Annotated in this window: 14 protein-coding genes, 2 tRNA genes and 2 pseudogenes; 2 read left to right on the plus strand and 16 right to left on the minus strand. The window is 64.8% G+C overall.

What is annotated here, in order from left to right; translation table 11 throughout:
* Window positions 1–69: 69 nt before the first annotated feature.
* The 7 genes from rplI to rnr all read right to left on the minus strand — a co-directional run bounded on the left by rplI (window position 70) and on the right by rnr (window position 6,455).
* The gene (gene rplI / locus ACWPW1_RS20380; RefSeq protein ID WP_059231672.1) at window positions 70–516 is read right to left on the minus strand and encodes a 50S ribosomal protein L9; all 447 of its coding nucleotides are present in this window, start codon (window positions 514–516) and stop codon (window positions 70–72) included.
* Window positions 517–536: 20 nt separating this feature from the next.
* On the minus strand, window positions 537–1,427 hold the full coding sequence (locus ACWPW1_RS20385; RefSeq protein ID WP_434775145.1) for a hypothetical protein: 891 nt from the start codon (window positions 1,425–1,427) through the stop codon (window positions 537–539).
* A gap of 35 nt (window positions 1,428–1,462) precedes the next feature.
* Window positions 1,463–1,693, minus strand: coding sequence for a 30S ribosomal protein S18 (rpsR, locus tag ACWPW1_RS20390; RefSeq protein WP_059316384.1), 231 nt, complete (start codon window positions 1,691–1,693; stop codon window positions 1,463–1,465).
* Window positions 1,694–1,719: 26 nt separating this feature from the next.
* Window positions 1,720–2,136: a 30S ribosomal protein S6 gene (gene rpsF, locus ACWPW1_RS20395; RefSeq protein ID WP_007161146.1), complete on the minus strand. Its 417-nt coding sequence runs from the start codon at window positions 2,134–2,136 to the stop codon at window positions 1,720–1,722.
* A gap of 182 nt (window positions 2,137–2,318) precedes the next feature.
* Entirely contained in the window at window positions 2,319–2,693 is a 375-nt protein-coding gene (locus ACWPW1_RS20400) for a response regulator (protein WP_007161147.1), read from the minus strand.
* A gap of 133 nt (window positions 2,694–2,826) precedes the next feature.
* Entirely contained in the window at window positions 2,827–3,576 is a 750-nt protein-coding gene (gene rlmB, locus ACWPW1_RS20405) for a 23S rRNA (guanosine(2251)-2'-O)-methyltransferase RlmB (protein ID WP_059316385.1), read from the minus strand.
* Window positions 3,573–6,455 (minus strand): ribonuclease R, encoded by a 2,883-nt coding sequence (gene rnr, locus ACWPW1_RS20410; RefSeq protein ID WP_454253852.1) that lies wholly within the window; start codon window positions 6,453–6,455, stop codon window positions 3,573–3,575. The genes rlmB and rnr overlap by 4 nt, the downstream gene beginning before the upstream one ends.
* A gap of 209 nt (window positions 6,456–6,664) precedes the next feature.
* Between rnr and ACWPW1_RS20415 the strand changes: the two genes are divergently transcribed.
* Window positions 6,665–6,751 (plus strand) — tRNA-Leu (locus ACWPW1_RS20415).
* 112 nt (window positions 6,752–6,863) lie between these two features.
* Window positions 6,864–6,950 (plus strand) — tRNA-Leu (locus ACWPW1_RS20420).
* 89 nt (window positions 6,951–7,039) lie between these two features.
* Here the strand turns inward: ACWPW1_RS20420 and ACWPW1_RS20425 are convergent.
* The 9 genes and pseudogenes from ACWPW1_RS20425 to miaA form a co-directional block, all read right to left on the minus strand.
* Window positions 7,040–7,555, minus strand: a pseudogene (locus tag ACWPW1_RS20425) (methyl-accepting chemotaxis protein); the annotation flags it as partial.
* 342 nt (window positions 7,556–7,897) lie between these two features.
* A pseudogene (locus ACWPW1_RS20430) lies at window positions 7,898–9,160 on the minus strand (HAMP domain-containing protein); the annotation flags it as partial.
* Window positions 9,161–9,172: 12 nt separating this feature from the next.
* Entirely contained in the window at window positions 9,173–10,468 is a 1,296-nt protein-coding gene (locus ACWPW1_RS20435; protein ID WP_059316388.1) for an adenylosuccinate synthase, read from the minus strand.
* A gap of 78 nt (window positions 10,469–10,546) precedes the next feature.
* On the minus strand, window positions 10,547–11,734 hold the full coding sequence (locus ACWPW1_RS20440; RefSeq protein WP_454253853.1) for an ATP phosphoribosyltransferase regulatory subunit: 1,188 nt from the start codon (window positions 11,732–11,734) through the stop codon (window positions 10,547–10,549).
* A gap of 255 nt (window positions 11,735–11,989) precedes the next feature.
* Complete coding sequence (hflC, locus tag ACWPW1_RS20445; RefSeq protein ID WP_017642910.1) at window positions 11,990–12,859, minus strand: protease modulator HflC; 870 nt, start codon at window positions 12,857–12,859, stop codon at window positions 11,990–11,992.
* Entirely contained in the window at window positions 12,859–14,046 is a 1,188-nt protein-coding gene (gene hflK, locus ACWPW1_RS20450; protein ID WP_271653209.1) for an FtsH protease activity modulator HflK, read from the minus strand. Before hflK ends, hflC begins: the two co-directional genes overlap by 1 nt.
* Window positions 14,047–14,144: 98 nt before the next feature.
* Window positions 14,145–15,449, minus strand: coding sequence for a ribosome rescue GTPase HflX (gene hflX, locus ACWPW1_RS20455; protein ID WP_271653210.1), 1,305 nt, complete (start codon window positions 15,447–15,449; stop codon window positions 14,145–14,147).
* A gap of 20 nt (window positions 15,450–15,469) precedes the next feature.
* The gene (gene hfq / locus ACWPW1_RS20460) at window positions 15,470–15,715 is read right to left on the minus strand and encodes an RNA chaperone Hfq (RefSeq protein WP_007161156.1); all 246 of its coding nucleotides are present in this window, start codon (window positions 15,713–15,715) and stop codon (window positions 15,470–15,472) included.
* A gap of 87 nt (window positions 15,716–15,802) precedes the next feature.
* Window positions 15,803–16,783, minus strand: coding sequence for a tRNA (adenosine(37)-N6)-dimethylallyltransferase MiaA (gene miaA, locus ACWPW1_RS20465; protein WP_454253854.1), 981 nt, complete (start codon window positions 16,781–16,783; stop codon window positions 15,803–15,805).
* Window positions 16,784–16,788: the final 5 nt, after the last annotated feature.

Genomic DNA, 16,788 nt, shown 5'->3' on the forward strand with positions numbered 1-16,788 from the left:
GCAATGACGTGCCCGATTGTCGACAGACCGGCGCCGGGGCGCAAGTCCGCCAGTCAGGCGACGGCGCGCTTATTCAGCGACAACGACGACCTTGACGGTGGCTTCGACGTCGGTGTGCAGGTGCACTTCGACATCGTATTCGCCGGTGTTGCGCAGCGCGCCGTTGGGCAGGCGAACTTCGCTCTTGTCCAACTCGACGCCAGCGGCGCTGACGGCTTCGGCGATGTCGCGGGTGCCGATGGAACCGAACAGCTTGCCTTCGTCGCCGGAGTTGGCGGCGATGGTCACGGTCAGTTCAGCCAGCTTGGCGGCACGGGCGTCGGCCTGGGCCTTCTTCTCGGCAGCCTGCTTTTCGAGCTCGGCGCGACGAGCTTCGAAAGCCTCGACGTTGGCAGCGGTAGCTGCGGTGGCCTTGCCCTGCGGCAGCAGGAAGTTACGAGCGTAACCGCCCTTGACGTTCACTTTATCGCCCAGGTTGCCCAGGTTGGCGATCTTTTCCAGCAGGATGACATCCATTGAGTCTTTCCTCTTAACTTTTAACCTTCACCGTCCGCGGGCCCCTGCGGCTCTTGCGCAGACCGCCCACGAAAATCGAACACGCTATCGATCACAGCCAGAATCACCAACAACGGATAGATCAACTGCCCAAACAGCAACAGCGTCACGTACAGCCCCACCAGCCAGAAACCCGCCAGGCGCTTGGCCGCCACCAGCCCGTGTAGCAGGGCGATGCCGGCGAAGGCCAGCGGCACGCTGCACAGCGGGGTCAGCAGGCCAAGCCCGCTGCCCAGGTTCGGCGCCAGCACCAGCAGGGCCAACAGGCCGAGCGCGATGGCCGGACGCAGACGCAGCACGCGAAACTCGCGGCCGAACCCCTTGGGGTTGTACAGCGCCGCCTGCCAGTAGCGCCCCAACATCAGGCACAGCAGGCAGGTGATCTGGAAGAACGCCGCCATCAGACCGGTCAGCACGGGCAGCAGCAACTGCTGCAACTGCGCCTGCTTTTCCGGCGGCAACTGCGCCGCGCTCGGGCCCAACACCTGGGGCAGCAACCGGCGGATTTCCTCCGCCAGCTGCGCGATGCCCTCGGCATAGACCTGTCCCAGCACCAGGGCGAAGATCAACCCCAGAGGGACGCTGGCCAGAAGCACCCGCGTCCAGGACAGGCTCTGGCGCAATACCGCCGCCAGAAGCGTCGAACCCAGCAACACCAGCACGATGCTGGCATCACCCAGATACAGCCAGAACAGCGCTGGCAGCAGGGCCCAGACCAGCACCCCGGCCGCCGCGGCAGGTCCCCGGCGCAACAGCACCAGGCTGCCACCGGCAGCGGTCATCCAGTACAGCAGCGGCACGACTGCGCCCAGCACCACCACGAGGGTGGCCTGAGTACGGCCGCGCATGATGAACTCAGCCAGAGGCCGCATGCCGTGTTTATCCGTTATTCGTGATCAGGCGTCGATCAACGACCGTGGCTGTCGGTGTAGGGCAGCAGGGCCAGGTAACGGGCACGCTTGATGGCGGCGCCCAGCTGACGCTGGTACTTGGCCTTGGTGCCAGTGATACGGCTCGGGACGATCTTGCCGGTTTCGGAGACGTAGGCTTTCAGGGTGTTGAGATCCTTGTAGTCGATCTCTTTCACGCCTTCGGCGGTGAAACGGCAGAACTTACGACGACGGAAGAAACGTGCCATGACAATGATTCCTCGCTAGATCCAGATTACTCGGCGCTGTCGGCGTCGTCGGAGTTGCCTTCGGCGGACTCGGACTCGGACTCGGCAGGACGCTCGCGACGCTCGCGACGCTCGTTGCGGTTTTCTTCGGCCTTGAGCATCTCGGATTGACCGGTGACGGCCTCGTCACGGCGCAGGATCATGTTACGGATCACGGCGTCGTTGTAGCGGAAGTTGTCTTCCAGCTCGGCCAGGGCCTTGGCGCTGCACTCGATGTTCATGAGTACATAGTGAGCCTTGTGAACGTTGTCGATGGCGTAAGCCAGCTGACGACGGCCCCAGTCTTCCAGGCGATGGACTTTGCCACCGTCTTCTTCGATAGCCTTGGTGTAGCGCTCGACCATGCCGCCCACCTGTTCGCTCTGGTCCGGATGAACCAGGAACACGACTTCGTAATGACGCATTTAATGCTCCTTACGGGTTGCAGCCTGCCGCGGAAACGCGGTCAGACAAGGAGTGAATAGTTCGGATGACTTGCCCAGCGGAATGCGGACGCACTCCGGGCAAGGGGCAACATTCTAGAGAAGGGCACCGAGGGGCGCAACCGCAGGCATGACCGGCGCGACCGCCGGGCAGCCACTGGCACTCAGCGTTGCACGTCGGCCAGGGCTTGGCGGATCTTGTTCAGATCATAGGGCTTGATCAGCACCCCGACCCGCGCTTCCATGCCTGGTTCGCGCTCGAAGGCATAACCCGAGGCGACGACGATGCGCAGCGTCGGATCCATCGCCAGGGCGCGCCGGGTCAATTCGATCCCGGACATGCCGCCCAGCCCGATGTCGGTGAACAGCACATCGTGTTCACGTTGCGGCAGCAACTCCAGGGCAGCTTCCGCCGAGGCGACGGCCGTGACCTGATGGTCCAGCTCCTCGATGACTTCCGTGGTCAGCATGCGCAACGTGGCATCGTCTTCGACAAGCAGCACTCGCAAGCCTACCGGCTCTTGGATCTCCTGACTCACGCGGGCATCCTCTTGTTGACAGGCCTCGCCCCGGGGTTTCCCGAGGCGAGCCCGATATTCTGCGCACTGCAGCGCGTTTCGTATAGTCCGACACGCGCCGCGCAGGTGCCCAGACGTTTCCTCATGTTCACCGTCAGGAGGCTTTGGTACGCCGCTGACGCACGGCCTCGAACAGGCAGACACCGGTCGCGACCGAGACATTGAGGCTGCTGACACTGCCTGCCATCGGCAAACGAGCCAGATGATCGCAATGTTCGCGGGTCAGCCGACGCATGCCCTTGCCCTCGGCACCCATGACCACGACCGTTGGTCCGCTCATGTCCACCTCATAGATCTCCTGGGTCGCCTCACCGGCGGTCCCGACGATCCACAGGCCGCGCTTCTGCAGCTTTTCCAGGGTACGTGCCAGGTTGGTGACGGCCACCAGCGGCAATACCTCGGCAGCACCACAGGCCACCTTGCGCACCACCGCGGTCAGGGTGGCGGACTTGTCCTTGGGCACGATCACGGCTAGGGCCCCGGCGGCATCGGCACTGCGCAGGCAGGCACCGAGGTTGTGCGGATCGGTGACGCCATCGAGTACCAGCAGCAGCGGCGGACCTTCGGCCCGGTCGAGCAATTCCTCGAGCATGGCCTCGCCCCAGACCTGGCTGGGACTGACCTGGGCCACCACGCCCTGGTGCACGCCCTCGGCCAGCTCATCGAGCAGCGCCCGCGGCTTGGTTTCCACCGCCAGGCGCTGACCAGCGGCCAGCTCCAGCAGGGCTTCGACTCGCGGTTCGCGCCGCCCTTCGGCGATCCAGAGTTGCTTCACCCGCCGCGGATGGAAGCGCAGCAGCGCTTCCACGGCGTGGATACCGTAGACGGTTTCCAGCTGGCTCATGCGTCATCCTTGGGGCGCGACTGACCCTTGCGATGAGGCTTCTTGGCCTTGGTCCTGCTCTTGGCCGCGGCCTGAGCCTGGCCTTCGGCCTTGGGCTTGGCCGCGGATTTCTTCTTGGCGGCAGCGGCCTTGGACTTCTTGACCTTGGCCTCCACCGCGGCAGCGCCTTCGGCGGCGGCATCCTGTGCCTGGCGCCCTGCCGGAGCCGTACGCGCCTTGGCCGTGGCACTGGCCGTGCCCTTGCCAGCCTTACCCTTGTCAGCCTTGCCCTGGGCCGTGGTCTTGCCCTGGGTACCGGCCTTGCCCTGGGCGGTGGTCTTGCCCTGGGTGCCGGCCTTGCCCTGGGCGGTGGTCTTGCCCTGGGTGCCGGCCTTGCTCTGACCGCTGGACTTGCCCTTGGCCTTGGGCTTGCCGCCCTCGACCTTGGCTTCCGCCAGCAGCGCCTGCTTCACCGCGCGACTGCGCTTGACGTCGGTATTGCCCAGCAGCTTGTCGGCCTGCTCCAGCAGTTCCGGCGATACCGAGGTAGCCGGTGCCTCTGGCGTCGGGGCGACGGCCTGCGCTTCCGCTGGCGCCTCGCGGCGACGACCGCGACCGTCACGCTTGCGACGCGGCTCGCGCTCTTCCCGCACACGCGGCGCCCCGGCACTGGCCGGCAGCACGAAGTCGATCTTGCGTTCGTCCAGGTCGACGCGAGCCACCACCACCTCGAGGGGATCACCCAGGCGATAGCTGCGGCCGCTGCGCTCGCCGGAGAGGCGATGGTGAACGCTGTCGAAGTGGTAGTAATCGTCGGGCAGCGCGGTGACGTGCACCAGGCCCTCGACGAAGACCTCGGACAGCTCGACGAACAGGCCGAAACCGGTCACCGCGGTGATGACGCCGGCATAGGTTTCGTTGACGCGATCCTTCATGAACTCGCACTTGAGCCAGTTGGAGACGTCCCGCGTGGCTTCGTCGGCGCGGCGCTCGGTCATGGAGCACTGCTCACCGAGCTGATCCAGGCGCAATTCGTCGTAGGGATAGATGCGCGCCTTGGCCATGCTCGTCGCGCCTGCGCGCTTGACGTGCTTGGTCTCCAGCTTGGAGCGGATCACGCTACGGATCGCCCGATGCACCAGCAGATCCGGATAGCGCCGGATCGGCGAGGTGAAATGGGTATAGGCCTCGTAGTTGAGACCGAAGTGACCGTTGTTGTCCGGGCTGTAGACCGCCTGGCTCAGCGATCTGAGCATCACCGTCTGGATCAGCCGGAAGTCCGGCCGCTCGCGGATCTGCTGGAGCAGCGCCTGGTAGTCCGACGGCACCGGATTGGCCTTGCCCTTGGTCAGGGACAGCCCCATTTCGCCGAGGAACTGGCGCAGATTGGTCTGCTTTTCCAGGGGCGGCGCGTCATGCACCCGGTACAGGGCCGGCACCTTGTGCTTCTCGAGGAATTTCGCAGTGGCCACGTTGGCGCACAGCATGCATTCCTCGATCAGCTTGTGGGCATCGTTGCGCTGGGTCGGGCGGATCTCGGAGATCTTGCGGTCGGCGCCAAAGACGATGCGGGTGTCCTGGGTGTCGAAATCGATGGCACCCCGTACGTGACGGGCAGCCAGCAGCACCTTGTACAGGCTGTAGAGCTGCTCCAGGTGCGGCACCACCTCGCCGAGCTGCTTGCGCAACTGCTTGCCTTCGGTCGACTTGGGCTGCTCCAGCACCGCCGAAACCTTGTTGTAGGTCAGGCGCGCGTGGGAGTGGATGACCGCCTCATAGAACTGGTAGCCGGTCATGCGCCCGGAAGCGGCGATGGTCATCTCGCAGACCATGGCCAGGCGATCCACCTGGGGATTGAGCGAGCAAAGGCCGTTGGACAGGGCTTCCGGCAGCATGGGGATAACCCGCTCGGGGAAATACACCGAGTTGCCGCGCTTCTCCGCCTCGGCATCCAGCGCCGAACCGACCTTGACGTAGTGGGAGACGTCGGCGATGGCGACGTACAGCCGCCAGCCGCCCGACTTCTTGGCCTCGGCATAGACGGCGTCATCGAAGTCGCGAGCGTCTTCGCCATCGATGGTCACGAAGGGCAGCTGACGCAGGTCGATGCGCTTCTGCTTGTCCTTCTCCTCGACCTCGGGCTTGAGCTTGGCGGCTTCCTTCTCGACGGCCTTGGGCCATTCGTTGGGGATGTCGTAGCTGCGCAGCGCCACCTCGATCTCCATGCCGGGCGCCATGTAGTCGCCGAGGATCTCGACCACCTCGCCCTGGGCCTGACGGAAGGTGGTGGGCCATTCGTCGATACGCACCTGCACGAACTGACCATGAGCGGCGCCGCCGTGCTTGCCTTCGGGCACCAGTACCTGCTGACCGATCTTGGGATTGTCCGGCACCACGTAGGCCAGGCCGCTCTCCTGGAAGAAGCGACCGACCAGGGATTCGTGCGCCCGGGTGACCACCTCGACCAGGCCGCCTTCGCGGCGACCGCGACGATCATGGCCGGCAACCCGCGCCAGGGCGATGTCGCCATCGAACACCAGGCGCATCTGCGACGGGCTGAGGAAGAGGTCGTCGCTGCCGTCGTCGGGGATCAGGAAGCCGAAGCCATCGCGATGGCCGGCGATGCGTCCGCGCACCAGGTCCAGCTTGTCGATGGGCGCATAGGCGCCACGGCGGGTATAGATCACCTGACCATCGCGCTCCATGGCACGCATGCGGCGCCGCAGGGCTTCGAGCTGGTCCTCGGTGACGAGGCCGAATTCCTCGGCCAATTGAGGCCGTGTGGCCGGAGCGCCGCGATCGGCGAGATGAGCCAGAATGAGTTCGCGACTCGGAATGGGGTTATCGTACTTTTCCGCTTCCCGGGCGGCCTCGGGATCGAGGGATTGCCAATCGGCCATCAGTCTGGGGTTACCTTCTAAGTCTAGGTTCGGTAGGAGCTGCCATGGAACCTATTGAAACGTGAAAACAGCGCAATAGTTAGCCTGGCATGCTCAATAAAATATTTTTCACAGCAGGGGTTTACAAGCAAACGCCCCCTGAGTAAAGTGCCGCCCCACGACGCCGTGAGCAATCACGACGCCGGAGATGAGCAATCATCGCCTTGAGTGCCCAGGTGGCGGAATTGGTAGACGCACTAGGTTCAGGTCCTAGCGGTGGCAACACCGTGGAAGTTCGAGTCTTCTCCTGGGCACCACTCATTATAGTCGATCGATTTGCAGATCGGTCGACGAAAAGCCGGCGCTAGCCGGTTTTTTAATCCTGAAACCCGCAAGGGTGACAGGAAGCGATCAGAAGTCGCACTGCAGGCCCAGGTGGCGGAATTGGTAGACGCACTAGGTTCAGGTCCTAGCGGTGGCAACACCGTGGAAGTTCGAGTCTTCTCCTGGGCACCAATACCAAGCGGACGATCCCTGATCGGACGCAACAGAACAAACCGGCTTCGGCCGGTTTTTTCTTGCCCGCGAAAAGGCGCGGGCCTCCCCTACGCCTTGAATTGTCCCAGACTGCCGCGCAGCTGAGCAGCCAGTTCCGCCAGGGTACGACTGCTGTCCGCAGTAGCCGCCACCGACTCGGCTGCACGCAGCGCCTCGCCATGGATGATCTCGACTCGCTGCCGCACCGCTGCGGCACCCGCCGCCTGGCGCTGGGCGGCCTGGGCAGCCGTGCTCATGCTGGCATGTACCTGATCCACTGCGCGATGGACATCCTGCTGGATGCGCTTGCTGTCGCGCAGCACGGCCAACCCGCTGCTGGCCTGCTGCCGCGCCTCGCCTATGGCGGCGACGGCCTCGCGCGCCCCTTCCTGCAGTCCGGCGATGTGCGTCCGGATGCTGCCGGTGGATTCCTGGGTCTTGCTGGCCAGCGCCCGCACCTCGTCGGCAACCACCGCGAAGCCACGGCCGCTCTCGCCGGCTCTGGCCGCCTCGATGGCCGCATTGAGCGCCAGCAGATTGGTCTGCTCGGCGATCCCGCGGATCACGTCCAGCACCACCTCGATCTGCTCGCTTTGCGCGGCCAGCCGCTCGATCACCTGGGCACCCGATTCGACCTGGGTCACCAGCCCCTCGATACCTTCGGCCACCTCGGTGGCGATCCGGGCATTGCTCTGGGCAGAGCTGCGGATGGCTTCCACCTGCTGCAACGCGCCCTGCATGGCCAGGCTTTCGCCCTCGGCCTCCGCGGCGATGCCGGACAAGGCCTCCAGGCTGCGGGCCACCTCTTCGCGCTGACGCAGCGCTGCCGCTTCGGCGGTGGCGCTGCTGCCGGCCAGGCCACGAATTTCCTCGCCGGTACGTGCGGCGACGCCATGGGCCTCGCCCACCAGCGGCTGCAATTTGGCCAGGAAGCGATCGACCGCCCCACCCAACGCCTGGATCTCATCGCCCTGCCCCAGCTGCAGGCGGCGGGTCAGATCCCCCTCCCCGGCCGCCAGATCGTCCAGCGCCCGCTGCAGCACGCCGATCCGGCGCAGCACCCGCCGACCCAGCACCAGCGCCACGGCCACGACCATCACCATGCCAACCACGATCAGCCCCAGGGCGATCTGCCAGCGCAGCGCGCCCGCCAGGGCGGCGACCGTCTCACCGGCATTGCGACTCATGGCCAGGGCGGCCTGACGGGTACCTTCCAGACGCGTCGCCAGAGTCGCGGCACTGCCCTTGGCGGCTGCCGTCACGCTACTGGAGACCAGACCGCCGGCGTCATCGACCAGGGTCTTGAAACTCTGGTCCAGGGCCGCGCCAGTACGCTCGATGACCTGGGTGGAAAAGCCCACCACCACCTTGCCGATTTCCACGCCGTTGGGACTGATGGAGGCATCCACGCGATAGACCGACGGATCCCGGGTCGCGGCATCCAGCACCTTGGCCAGGGCGCCCTCGCCCTGCCCCATGGCGAGCAGGCGCGCCACGCGCTCATCCTGACGATTGAGATAACGAGTCAGATTCTGGCCCTGGGCATCCTGGAAGACCACGAACAGCACCTCGGGATTGCCCTGCGCCCGGCGCGCCAGGTCGGACAGCGCCGGTACATCGGCATCCCACATCGCCTTGGGCGCCACACCCGCCAGCAACTCGGCCAGATTCTGCGCATTGCTCTTGAGGGTAGCGGTCAGGGTTTCACCCACCTGCTGCCGCTCGCGCGCCAGGCGTTGCGCAAGCCCCTCGGCCAGCCGCGTGCGGGTCTGCCCGGCCAGCTCGGCAAGACTGCCATCCACCTCGCCGCCGGCCTGGCGCAGGGTATCGGCGAGCTGCTCGGATTCACCGGACAGGCGCGCAGCCAAACCGGACTGCAGGCCCTTCACCGCATCCTGGGTCAGCCATAGCGCCAGGCCCACCTGGAGAACGACGGCGAGCAACAGACTGATGAATACCGGCAGCAACAGACGGCTGCGCAGCAGCGACAAGAGAAACGACATGGGGGTCTCCAGCGGCGAGGGACATTTACAGGCTGTCGGCCAACTCGAGAAGAGCTGGAGCCGCAGCGATAAATAGCCATAGCAATATGCTGGCCATTTCGGACCAGCGGCCGTCCCCGACCTACCAGCGTCTCTCGCACCCCGAAAACAGAAAAGCCCCGCGGGGCGGGGCTTTTCAGGCTGCATCCTTTTAGCGCATCAGGCGAAAGGATGGCGCAGCACGATGGTTTCCTTGCGATCCGGACCGGTCGAGACAATGTCGATCGGCGCCTCGACCAGCTCGGCGATGCGGCGGATGTAGGCCTGGGCATTGGCCGGCAGCGCCTCGAGGCTCTGGGCGCCTACGGTGGATTCGCTCCAGCCCGGCATGTCTTCATAGACCGGCTGCAGACCGATGTAGCTGTCTGCGTCGGTGGGCGCCTCGGTCAGCAGGTTGCCGGCAGCGTCCTTGTAGCCGGTGCAGATGCGCACGGTTTCCAGGCCATCGAGCACGTCCAGCTTGGTCAGGCACAGGCCGGAAATGCTGTTGATCTCGATGGAGCGACGCAGGATGACGGCGTCGAACCAGCCGCAACGGCGCGGACGGCCGGTAACGGAACCGAATTCATGCCCCTGCTTGGCCAGGTAGGCACCAGTCTCGTCGAACAGCTCGGTCGGGAAGGGACCGGAGCCGACGCGGGTGGTATAGGCCTTGGTGATGCCGAGGATGTAGTCCAGGTACAGCGGACCCACGCCGGAACCGGTCGCCACGCCACCGGCGGTGGTGTTGGAACTGGTGACGAAGGGATAGGTGCCGTGGTCGATGTCCAGCAGGGTGCCCTGGGCGCCTTCGAACATCAGGTTCTCACCGGCCTTGCGCAGCTCGTGCAGACGGCTGACGACGTCCATGACCAGCGGCTGCATGACCTTGGCGTGCTCCATGGCCTCGTCGTAGGTCTTCTGGAAATCCACCGGCGGCTCGTTGAAGTAGTTCTGCAGGACGAAGTTGTGGTAGTCCAGCACTTCCTTGAGCTTGACGGCGAAACGCTCCGGGTGGAACAGATCGCCGACGCGCAGACCGCGACGGGCGATCTTGTCTTCGTAGGCCGGACCGATGCCGCGACCGGTGGTGCCGATCTTGGCTTCGCCGCGGGCCTTCTCGCGGGCCTGATCCAGGGCCACGTGATAGGGCAGGATCAGCGAGCAGGCCGAGCTGATGCGCAGGCGCTCGCGCACCGGTACGCCACGGGCTTCCAGCTCACCGACTTCCTTGAACAGGGCTTCCGGAGAGAGCACCACGCCATTGCCGATCAGGCACTGGGTGTCGGCGCGCAGGATGCCCGAGGGAATCAGCCGCAGGATGGTCTTCTGACCATCGATGACCAGCGTGTGGCCGGCGTTGTGGCCGCCCTGATAACGCACCACGGCAGCGGCCTGGTCGGTCAGCAGGTCCACGATCTTGCCCTTGCCCTCATCACCCCACTGGGTGCCCAGGACGACGACGTTCTTACCCATAACCTTATCCCCTGTCAGGAAGATTTCTGTCGGCCAGGCCGACGATGCTCACGTTCACCCGGATGCCAGATCCGGTGTTTAGGAATTCAAGGGCACCACGACCCAGGCACCCTGCTGCTCGACCAGACGGCGATCGCAGCCCGAGCTGTGCAGCTGGTCCGCGTCGTCATGGCCGGTAGCCTGAACCACCCGCTCGCCCGCGGCACGCAATTCACGCACGGCCTGCCAGAGTACCGGCACATGGCCTGCTGGCGCCCAGATGCCGCGGCGCGGCTCGTCCAGCACGGCGGTGCCCAACTCGACGAGGGTCTTCAGGTCGGTGGAGAAGCCGGTGGCAGGCCGCGAACGGCCGAAGTCGGCGCCGATGTTGTCATAGCGCCCGCCCTGGGCGATGGATTGCCCGGTGCCAGGCACGAAGGCGGCAAAGACCACGCCAGTGTGATAGTGATAGCCACGCAGCTCGCCCAGATCGAAATACAGCGGCACGCCCGGGAAACGACCCTTGAGCGATTCGGCCAGAGCGATCAGTTCGTCCAGCGACTGCAGGACGCCTGCGGGCGCATCCGTCAGCCGCTGGCGCGCCTGGTCGAGCACCGCAGCATCGCCGCTGAGCTCAGCCAGGGCACGCAGCCAGCCGCGCTCGGCGGCAGGCAACTCGGCGGTCAGCTCGGCGATCTCGTCCACCGCCTTGCGCTGCAGGGCATCGAACAACTGCTGCTCGCTGGCGCCGGAAACACCGGCTGCCTGGCACAGGCCGCGATAGATCCCCACATGCCCTAGATCCATGTGGACATCGGGCACCTGGGCCTGCTCGAGCACGTCGAGCATCAGGCTGATGACCTCGAGATCACCCTCGCTGCCGGGCACACCATAGAGCTCGGCGCCAACCTGGATCGGACTGCGCGAGGTGGACAGTGCCCGCGGACGGGTATGCAGCACGCTGCCGGCATAGCACAGTCGGCTAGGGCCGCTCTGTTTGAGGCTATGGGCTTCCATGCGCGCCACCTGGGGCGTGATGTCGGAGCGAAAGCCCATGAGGCGACCGGAATTGGGATCGGTCACCTTGAAGGTGCGCAGCTCCAGCTCCTTGGCCGCACCGGTGAGCAGCGATTCCAAGAATTCCAGGTGCGGGGTGATGACGAACTCATAGCCCCAGCAATGGAACAGTTCCAGTACCCGGCGACGAGCACCCTCGATGCGCGCCGCGTCGGGCGGCAGGATTTCCTCGATACCGTCAGGCAGCAGCCAGCGGTCTACCGTAGCCATTAGGCCTCTTCTCCATGTCATGGATCGGCACGCGGCTGCCGAGGTCGGCGCGGTGGATTCCTGGAGAATCCTGCCACCGGATCGAGCCGCTCTGCCGTGGATTGCTACCCGGATCAGCCAGGGCGTCGCCCTTCCACGGGTTTCGTACGGACGCAAAAAAGCCGGGGATGGCCCCGGCTGATTCATGATAACACGAAAAAATCGGCGATCGGGGATGAACGACGAGCGAAGCCTAGTCGCCGTTCATCCCCAACCTCACTGTCCAGGGCTCTGGAAATACTTGAAGAAATCGCTCTTCGGATCGAGCACCAGGACATCGCTCTTGCTGGAGAAGCTGGAGCGATAGGCCTGCAGGCTGCGATAGAAGGAGAAGAACGAAGGATTCTTCGAGTAGGCCTGGGAATACACCTGGGCCGCCTGGGCATCACCCTCACCGCGAGCCTGCTCGGCCTGACGGTAGGCTTCGGCCAGCAGCACGCGGCGCTGACGATCGGCGTCGGCACGGATGCCTTCGGCCAGCTCACGACCCTTGGCGCGGTGCTCACGGGCTTCCCGCTCGCGCTCGGTGCTCATCCGCTCATAGACGCTGCGACTGACTTCCTTGGGCAGGTCGATGGCCTTGACGCGTACGTCGAGCACCTCGATACCCAGCTCCTGATTGGCCATCTTGTTCAGCGCCGCGGTCAGCGAACCGACCATGGCATCACGCTCGCCAGACACCACCTCATGCAGGGTGCGACGACCGAACTGGTCGCGCAGACCTGCTTCCAGGCGGCGCAGCAGGCGCTCGTCGGCGATCTGCTTGAGACCCGAGGTCGCGGTGTAGTAACGATCGGCATTGAAGATGCGCCACTTGGCGTAGGCATCCACCATCACCGCCTTCTTTTCCAGCGTCAGGAAGCGCTGCGTCGGGGTATCCAGCGTCTGCAGACGCGCATCGAACTTGCGCACCCGGTTGACGTAAGGAATCTTGAAGTGCAGGCCGGGCTCCAGGTTGGGCTCGACCACGCGACCGAAGCGCAGCATCACCGCACGCTCGGTCTCCTTCACCACGAACAGACTGCTCCAGGCCGCAAGGCCCAGAACGACCACGACGATCAGCGCGGCCAGCGATTTATTGCTCATCAGCGGCTCTCCCTCGTACGCGCTTCGGTGGACTGCGGCAGATTGCGAATGACCGAGGCGGCCGTGTCGCTCGACGCCGCCGGGGCAGCGCCACCACTGATGGCCGAGGTCGGTGCCGGAGCACGGTTCTGCATCAGCTTGTCGAGCGGCAGATAGAGCAGGTTCTGACCGGCCTGACCGGTGACCATGATCTTGCTCGACTGGCCAAGCACTTCCTGCATCGTCTCGATGTACAGACGCTCACGGGTCAGCTGCGGATTGGCCGCGTACTGGACCGCCAGCTGGCTGAAGCGCGAGGCATCACCCTGGGCACGGGCCACGACTTCGTCGCGATAGCCGTTGGCTTCCTCGATGATGCGCTGGGCAGCACCGCGGGCCTCCGGGATCACGCCGTTGGCATAGGCTTCGGCCTGGTTCTTCTCGCGCTGCTCATCCTCGCGGGCACGGATCACGTCGTCGAAGGCTTCCTGAACTTCACGCGGCGCAGCGGCGCTCTGGATGTTCACCTGGGTCACGGTGATGCCGGTCCCGTAGGTATCGAGGAAGCGCTGCAGCCGCTCGCGCACATTGGTGGCGACCTGCTCGCGGCCATCGGTCAGCAACTGATCCATGGTCGAGGAGCCGGCCACGTGGCGCACGGCGCTGTCGGTCGCCTGCTGCAGGCTGACCTCGGGCTGGTCGACGTTGAGGACGAAGTCCTTGAGGTTGGTGATGCGGTACTGGACGGTCAGCGGCACCTCGACGATGTTCTCGTCCTGGGTCAGCATGGCGCCCTGCTTGCTGTAGGCCCGCTCACGGGTCACGTTTTCCTGGTACTTGGTCTCGAAGGGCGGGAAGTAGATGTTCAGGCCGGGCCCTACCGTCTCATGGTATTTGCCCAGGCGCAGCACCACTGCCTGCTCCTGCTCGTCCACGACGTAGACGGCGTTGTACAGCCAGAGCGCGCCGATCAGCAGTACGCCCAGGAGCAGCAAGCCTTTGCCGCCCCCTGAGCCGAGGCTGTCGCCGCCGCTGCCACCGGAACGCTTCTTGCCGCCGACCAGGCGATTGATGCGGTCCTGAAATTTACGCAAGGCTTCGTCGAGATCCGGCGGCCCCTTGCGTCCACCATTGCCGCCACCGTTGTTGTTGCGGCCGCCCCAGGGGTCTTGATTGTTCGAGTTGCCACCGGGCTCGTTCCAAGCCATAGCGCTCTCCCTACTGATAACGCGAAAGCGCGCCGAAATGGCGCGCCGACCAATGCTACCGGATGGCCCCTGCCCGAACAAAAGCGCCGAGCGGGGGTTTATTGCAAAACATGTTGCTGGATAAAGACTTCCGGCTCTTCACCGGCCCGGCTGAGCAGTCGATTGAGTTCGGCGCGGGGTACTCGTACAGACAACAGGATGTTGCCTTCGTCATCGTGATCGTCCTGCCTGACCACGCCCAGCTCGAACAGCTGGGCACGCAACCGGGCATGCCGCTGGGGCAGGCGCAGCACGCCGACGAAGAGATCCTCACCGAGCAATTCGGCGACGGCCTGACCGACCAGCTCCAGACCGCGACCTTCGCGCGCCGACACCCAGACCCGGATCGGACGACCAGTTTCGTCGTCGCGCTGGATATGCGGCTCGACCCCGTCGAGCAAATCGAGCTTGTTGTAGATCTCCAGCATCGGCAGCTCATCGGCCCCGATCTCGTGCAGCACCGCCTCGACCTGCTCGATCTGCAGCTGGCGATCATCCTCGTGGGCATCGATCACGTGCAGCAGGAGATCGGAGTTGCTGGATTCCTCCAGCGTCGCACGAAAGGCTTCCACCAGCTTGTGTGGCAGATGGCGGATGAACCCCACGGTATCGGCCAGCACGATCGGCCCCAGATCCGGCAGCTCCAGACGGCGCAGGGTGGGATCCAGGGTGGCGAACAGCAGGTTGGCGGCGTAGACACCGGATTCGGTCAGGCTGTTGAACAGGGTGGACTTGCCGGCGTTGGTGTAGCCGACCAGGGACACCGAGGGGATCTCGGCACGGCGGCGCCCGCGACGGGCCTGCTCGCGTTGGCTGCGCACCTTGTCCAGGCGCTGGCGGATCTGGCGGATGCGGATCCGCAGGAGACGGCGGTCGGTCTCCAGCTGGGTTTCACCCGGACCGCGCAGACCGATACCGCCCTTCTGGCGTTCGAGGTGGGTCCAGCCGCGTACCAGCCGCGTGCTCATGTGCTCGAGTTGGGCGAGCTCCACCTGCAGCTTGCCCTCGTGGGTCCGGGCGCGCTGGGCGAAGATATCGAGAATGAGGCCGGTGCGATCCAGGACGCGGCACTCGAAGGCTTTTTCGAGATTACGTTCCTGACTGGGCGTGAGGTCATGGTTGAAGATGACCAGATCGGCGGCATGGGCGTGCACCTGATCGTGCAGTTCCTCGACCTTGCCGGTGCCGATAAGAAAACGCGCGGTCGGCTGGCTGCGATTCACCGTGACGAAAGACACGGTCTCCGCACCCGCCGATCGCGCGAGCTCGAGAAACTCCTGAGGATCTTCGCGCGCCTCGGGATGCAGGCCTTCCAAATGGACCAGAATGGCCCGCTCACCACCTTCGTGACGCTCGAAGAACAACAGGGCGCTCCTCTTGTTATTTATTCGCTATCCGACTCGCTCGTCTCGGAGCTGGGCAGACGGACCGGGCGGCTCGGCACCACGGTGGAAATCGCATGTTTGTAGACCATCTGGCTCACGGTGTTCTTGAGCAGAATCACGAACTGGTCGAAGGACTCGATCTGACCCTGCAGCTTGATACCGTTGACGAGATAGATGGAAACCGGAACGCGCTCTTTACGCAGGGTGTTCAGGTAAGGGTCTTGTAGCGAATGCCCTTTTGACATCGTGTCGCTCTCCTAAAGAAATGAAAATACCGATCTGGCGACATGCCAGTTTCCGCTGCCCACCATGGACACGCGGACAAAAACGATTCAGCTGCGGGGCGATATGGTGGCGCCGGCCAGGCATTTCAAGATCCGTGGCAGATTGTCACAAGCCAGGCTGTCGAAGGTGTTCGCGGCGGGCCAGCCACGTAACCAGGTCAACTGCCGCTTCGCCAACTGCCGCGTCGCCGCTACGCCACGCGCCACCATCTCCTCCCGCGAGCATTCCCCTTCGAGGAACTCCCACACCTGACGATAGCCCACGGATCGCATGGAGGGCAGACCAAGATGCAGATCGGGGCGTTCCCGCAAGGCTGAGACTTCGTCGATGAGGCCCTGTTCCAGCATCAGGCGGAAGCGCTCGGCGATACGCGCATGGAGCACCTCACGCCGCGCAGGCGCCAGGATCAATTGGGCAACAGTATAGGGTAATTGCGTCTGGGGCGCCCCGTTCGAATCGGCATTGGCGCGCAATTGCAGCGCGCGATGCTCGGTCATTGAGCGGCCGCTGACCCGGAACACCTCCAGCGCGCGCAAGAGACGCTGGGGATCATTGGGATGAATGCGTGCCGCCGACACCGGATCGACCTCGGCCAATTGCCGATGGATCTCACCCCAACCTGCCGCAGCCGCCTGGGCTTCGATCTCGGCGCGCACCGCTGCATCGGCGCTGGGCATGTCGGCCAGGCCTTCGAGCAGGGCCTTGAAGTAGAGCATGGTGCCACCTACCAGCAGGGGGATGCGGCCGGCGACGGTGATTTCGGCCATGGCGGCCAGGGCATCGGTGCGAAATTCGGCGGCGGAATAGCTCTCGGCCGGATCGCGGATGTCCACCAGCCGGTGCGGGTGGGCGGCCAGCAGCTCGGCGCTGGGCTTGGCGGTGCCTATGTCCATGCCGCGATAGATGAGCGCCGAATCGACACTGATCAGCTCGACGGGCAGCAGCCGTGCCAGCTCGATGGCGAGGTCGGTCTTGCCGGAGGCGGTCGGCCCCATGAGAAAGATGGCGGGCGGCAGGGGGGCGGTCATGAGGG

This window comes from Pseudomonas sp. Marseille-Q7302 (assembly GCF_965111925.1).

What these genes read in the sequence shown, in the direction of transcription:
- rnr (WP_454253852.1), bottom strand. Translation starts at nt 6,455, where the DNA reads ATGGCCGATTGGCAATCCCTCGATCCCGAGGCCGCCCGGGAAGCGGAA.
- rplI (WP_059231672.1), bottom strand. Translation starts at nt 516, where the DNA reads ATGGATGTCATCCTGCTGGAAAAGATCGCCAACCTGGGCAACCTGGGC.
- hflK (WP_271653209.1), bottom strand. Translation starts at nt 14,046, where the DNA reads ATGGCTTGGAACGAGCCCGGTGGCAACTCGAACAATCAAGACCCCTGG.
- miaA (WP_454253854.1), bottom strand. Translation starts at nt 16,783, where the DNA reads ATGACCGCCCCCCTGCCGCCCGCCATCTTTCTCATGGGGCCGACCGCC.
- rpsR (WP_059316384.1), bottom strand. Translation starts at nt 1,693, where the DNA reads ATGGCACGTTTCTTCCGTCGTCGTAAGTTCTGCCGTTTCACCGCCGAA.
- rpsF (WP_007161146.1), bottom strand. Translation starts at nt 2,136, where the DNA reads ATGCGTCATTACGAAGTCGTGTTCCTGGTTCATCCGGACCAGAGCGAA.
- ACWPW1_RS20385 (WP_434775145.1), bottom strand. Translation starts at nt 1,427, where the DNA reads ATGCGGCCTCTGGCTGAGTTCATCATGCGCGGCCGTACTCAGGCCACC.
- ACWPW1_RS20440 (WP_454253853.1), bottom strand. Translation starts at nt 11,734, where the DNA reads ATGGCTACGGTAGACCGCTGGCTGCTGCCTGACGGTATCGAGGAAATC.
- rlmB (WP_059316385.1), bottom strand. Translation starts at nt 3,576, where the DNA reads ATGAGCCAGCTGGAAACCGTCTACGGTATCCACGCCGTGGAAGCGCTG.
- ACWPW1_RS20435 (WP_059316388.1), bottom strand. Translation starts at nt 10,468, where the DNA reads ATGGGTAAGAACGTCGTCGTCCTGGGCACCCAGTGGGGTGATGAGGGC.
- hflC (WP_017642910.1), bottom strand. Translation starts at nt 12,859, where the DNA reads ATGAGCAATAAATCGCTGGCCGCGCTGATCGTCGTGGTCGTTCTGGGC.
- hfq (WP_007161156.1), bottom strand. Translation starts at nt 15,715, where the DNA reads ATGTCAAAAGGGCATTCGCTACAAGACCCTTACCTGAACACCCTGCGT.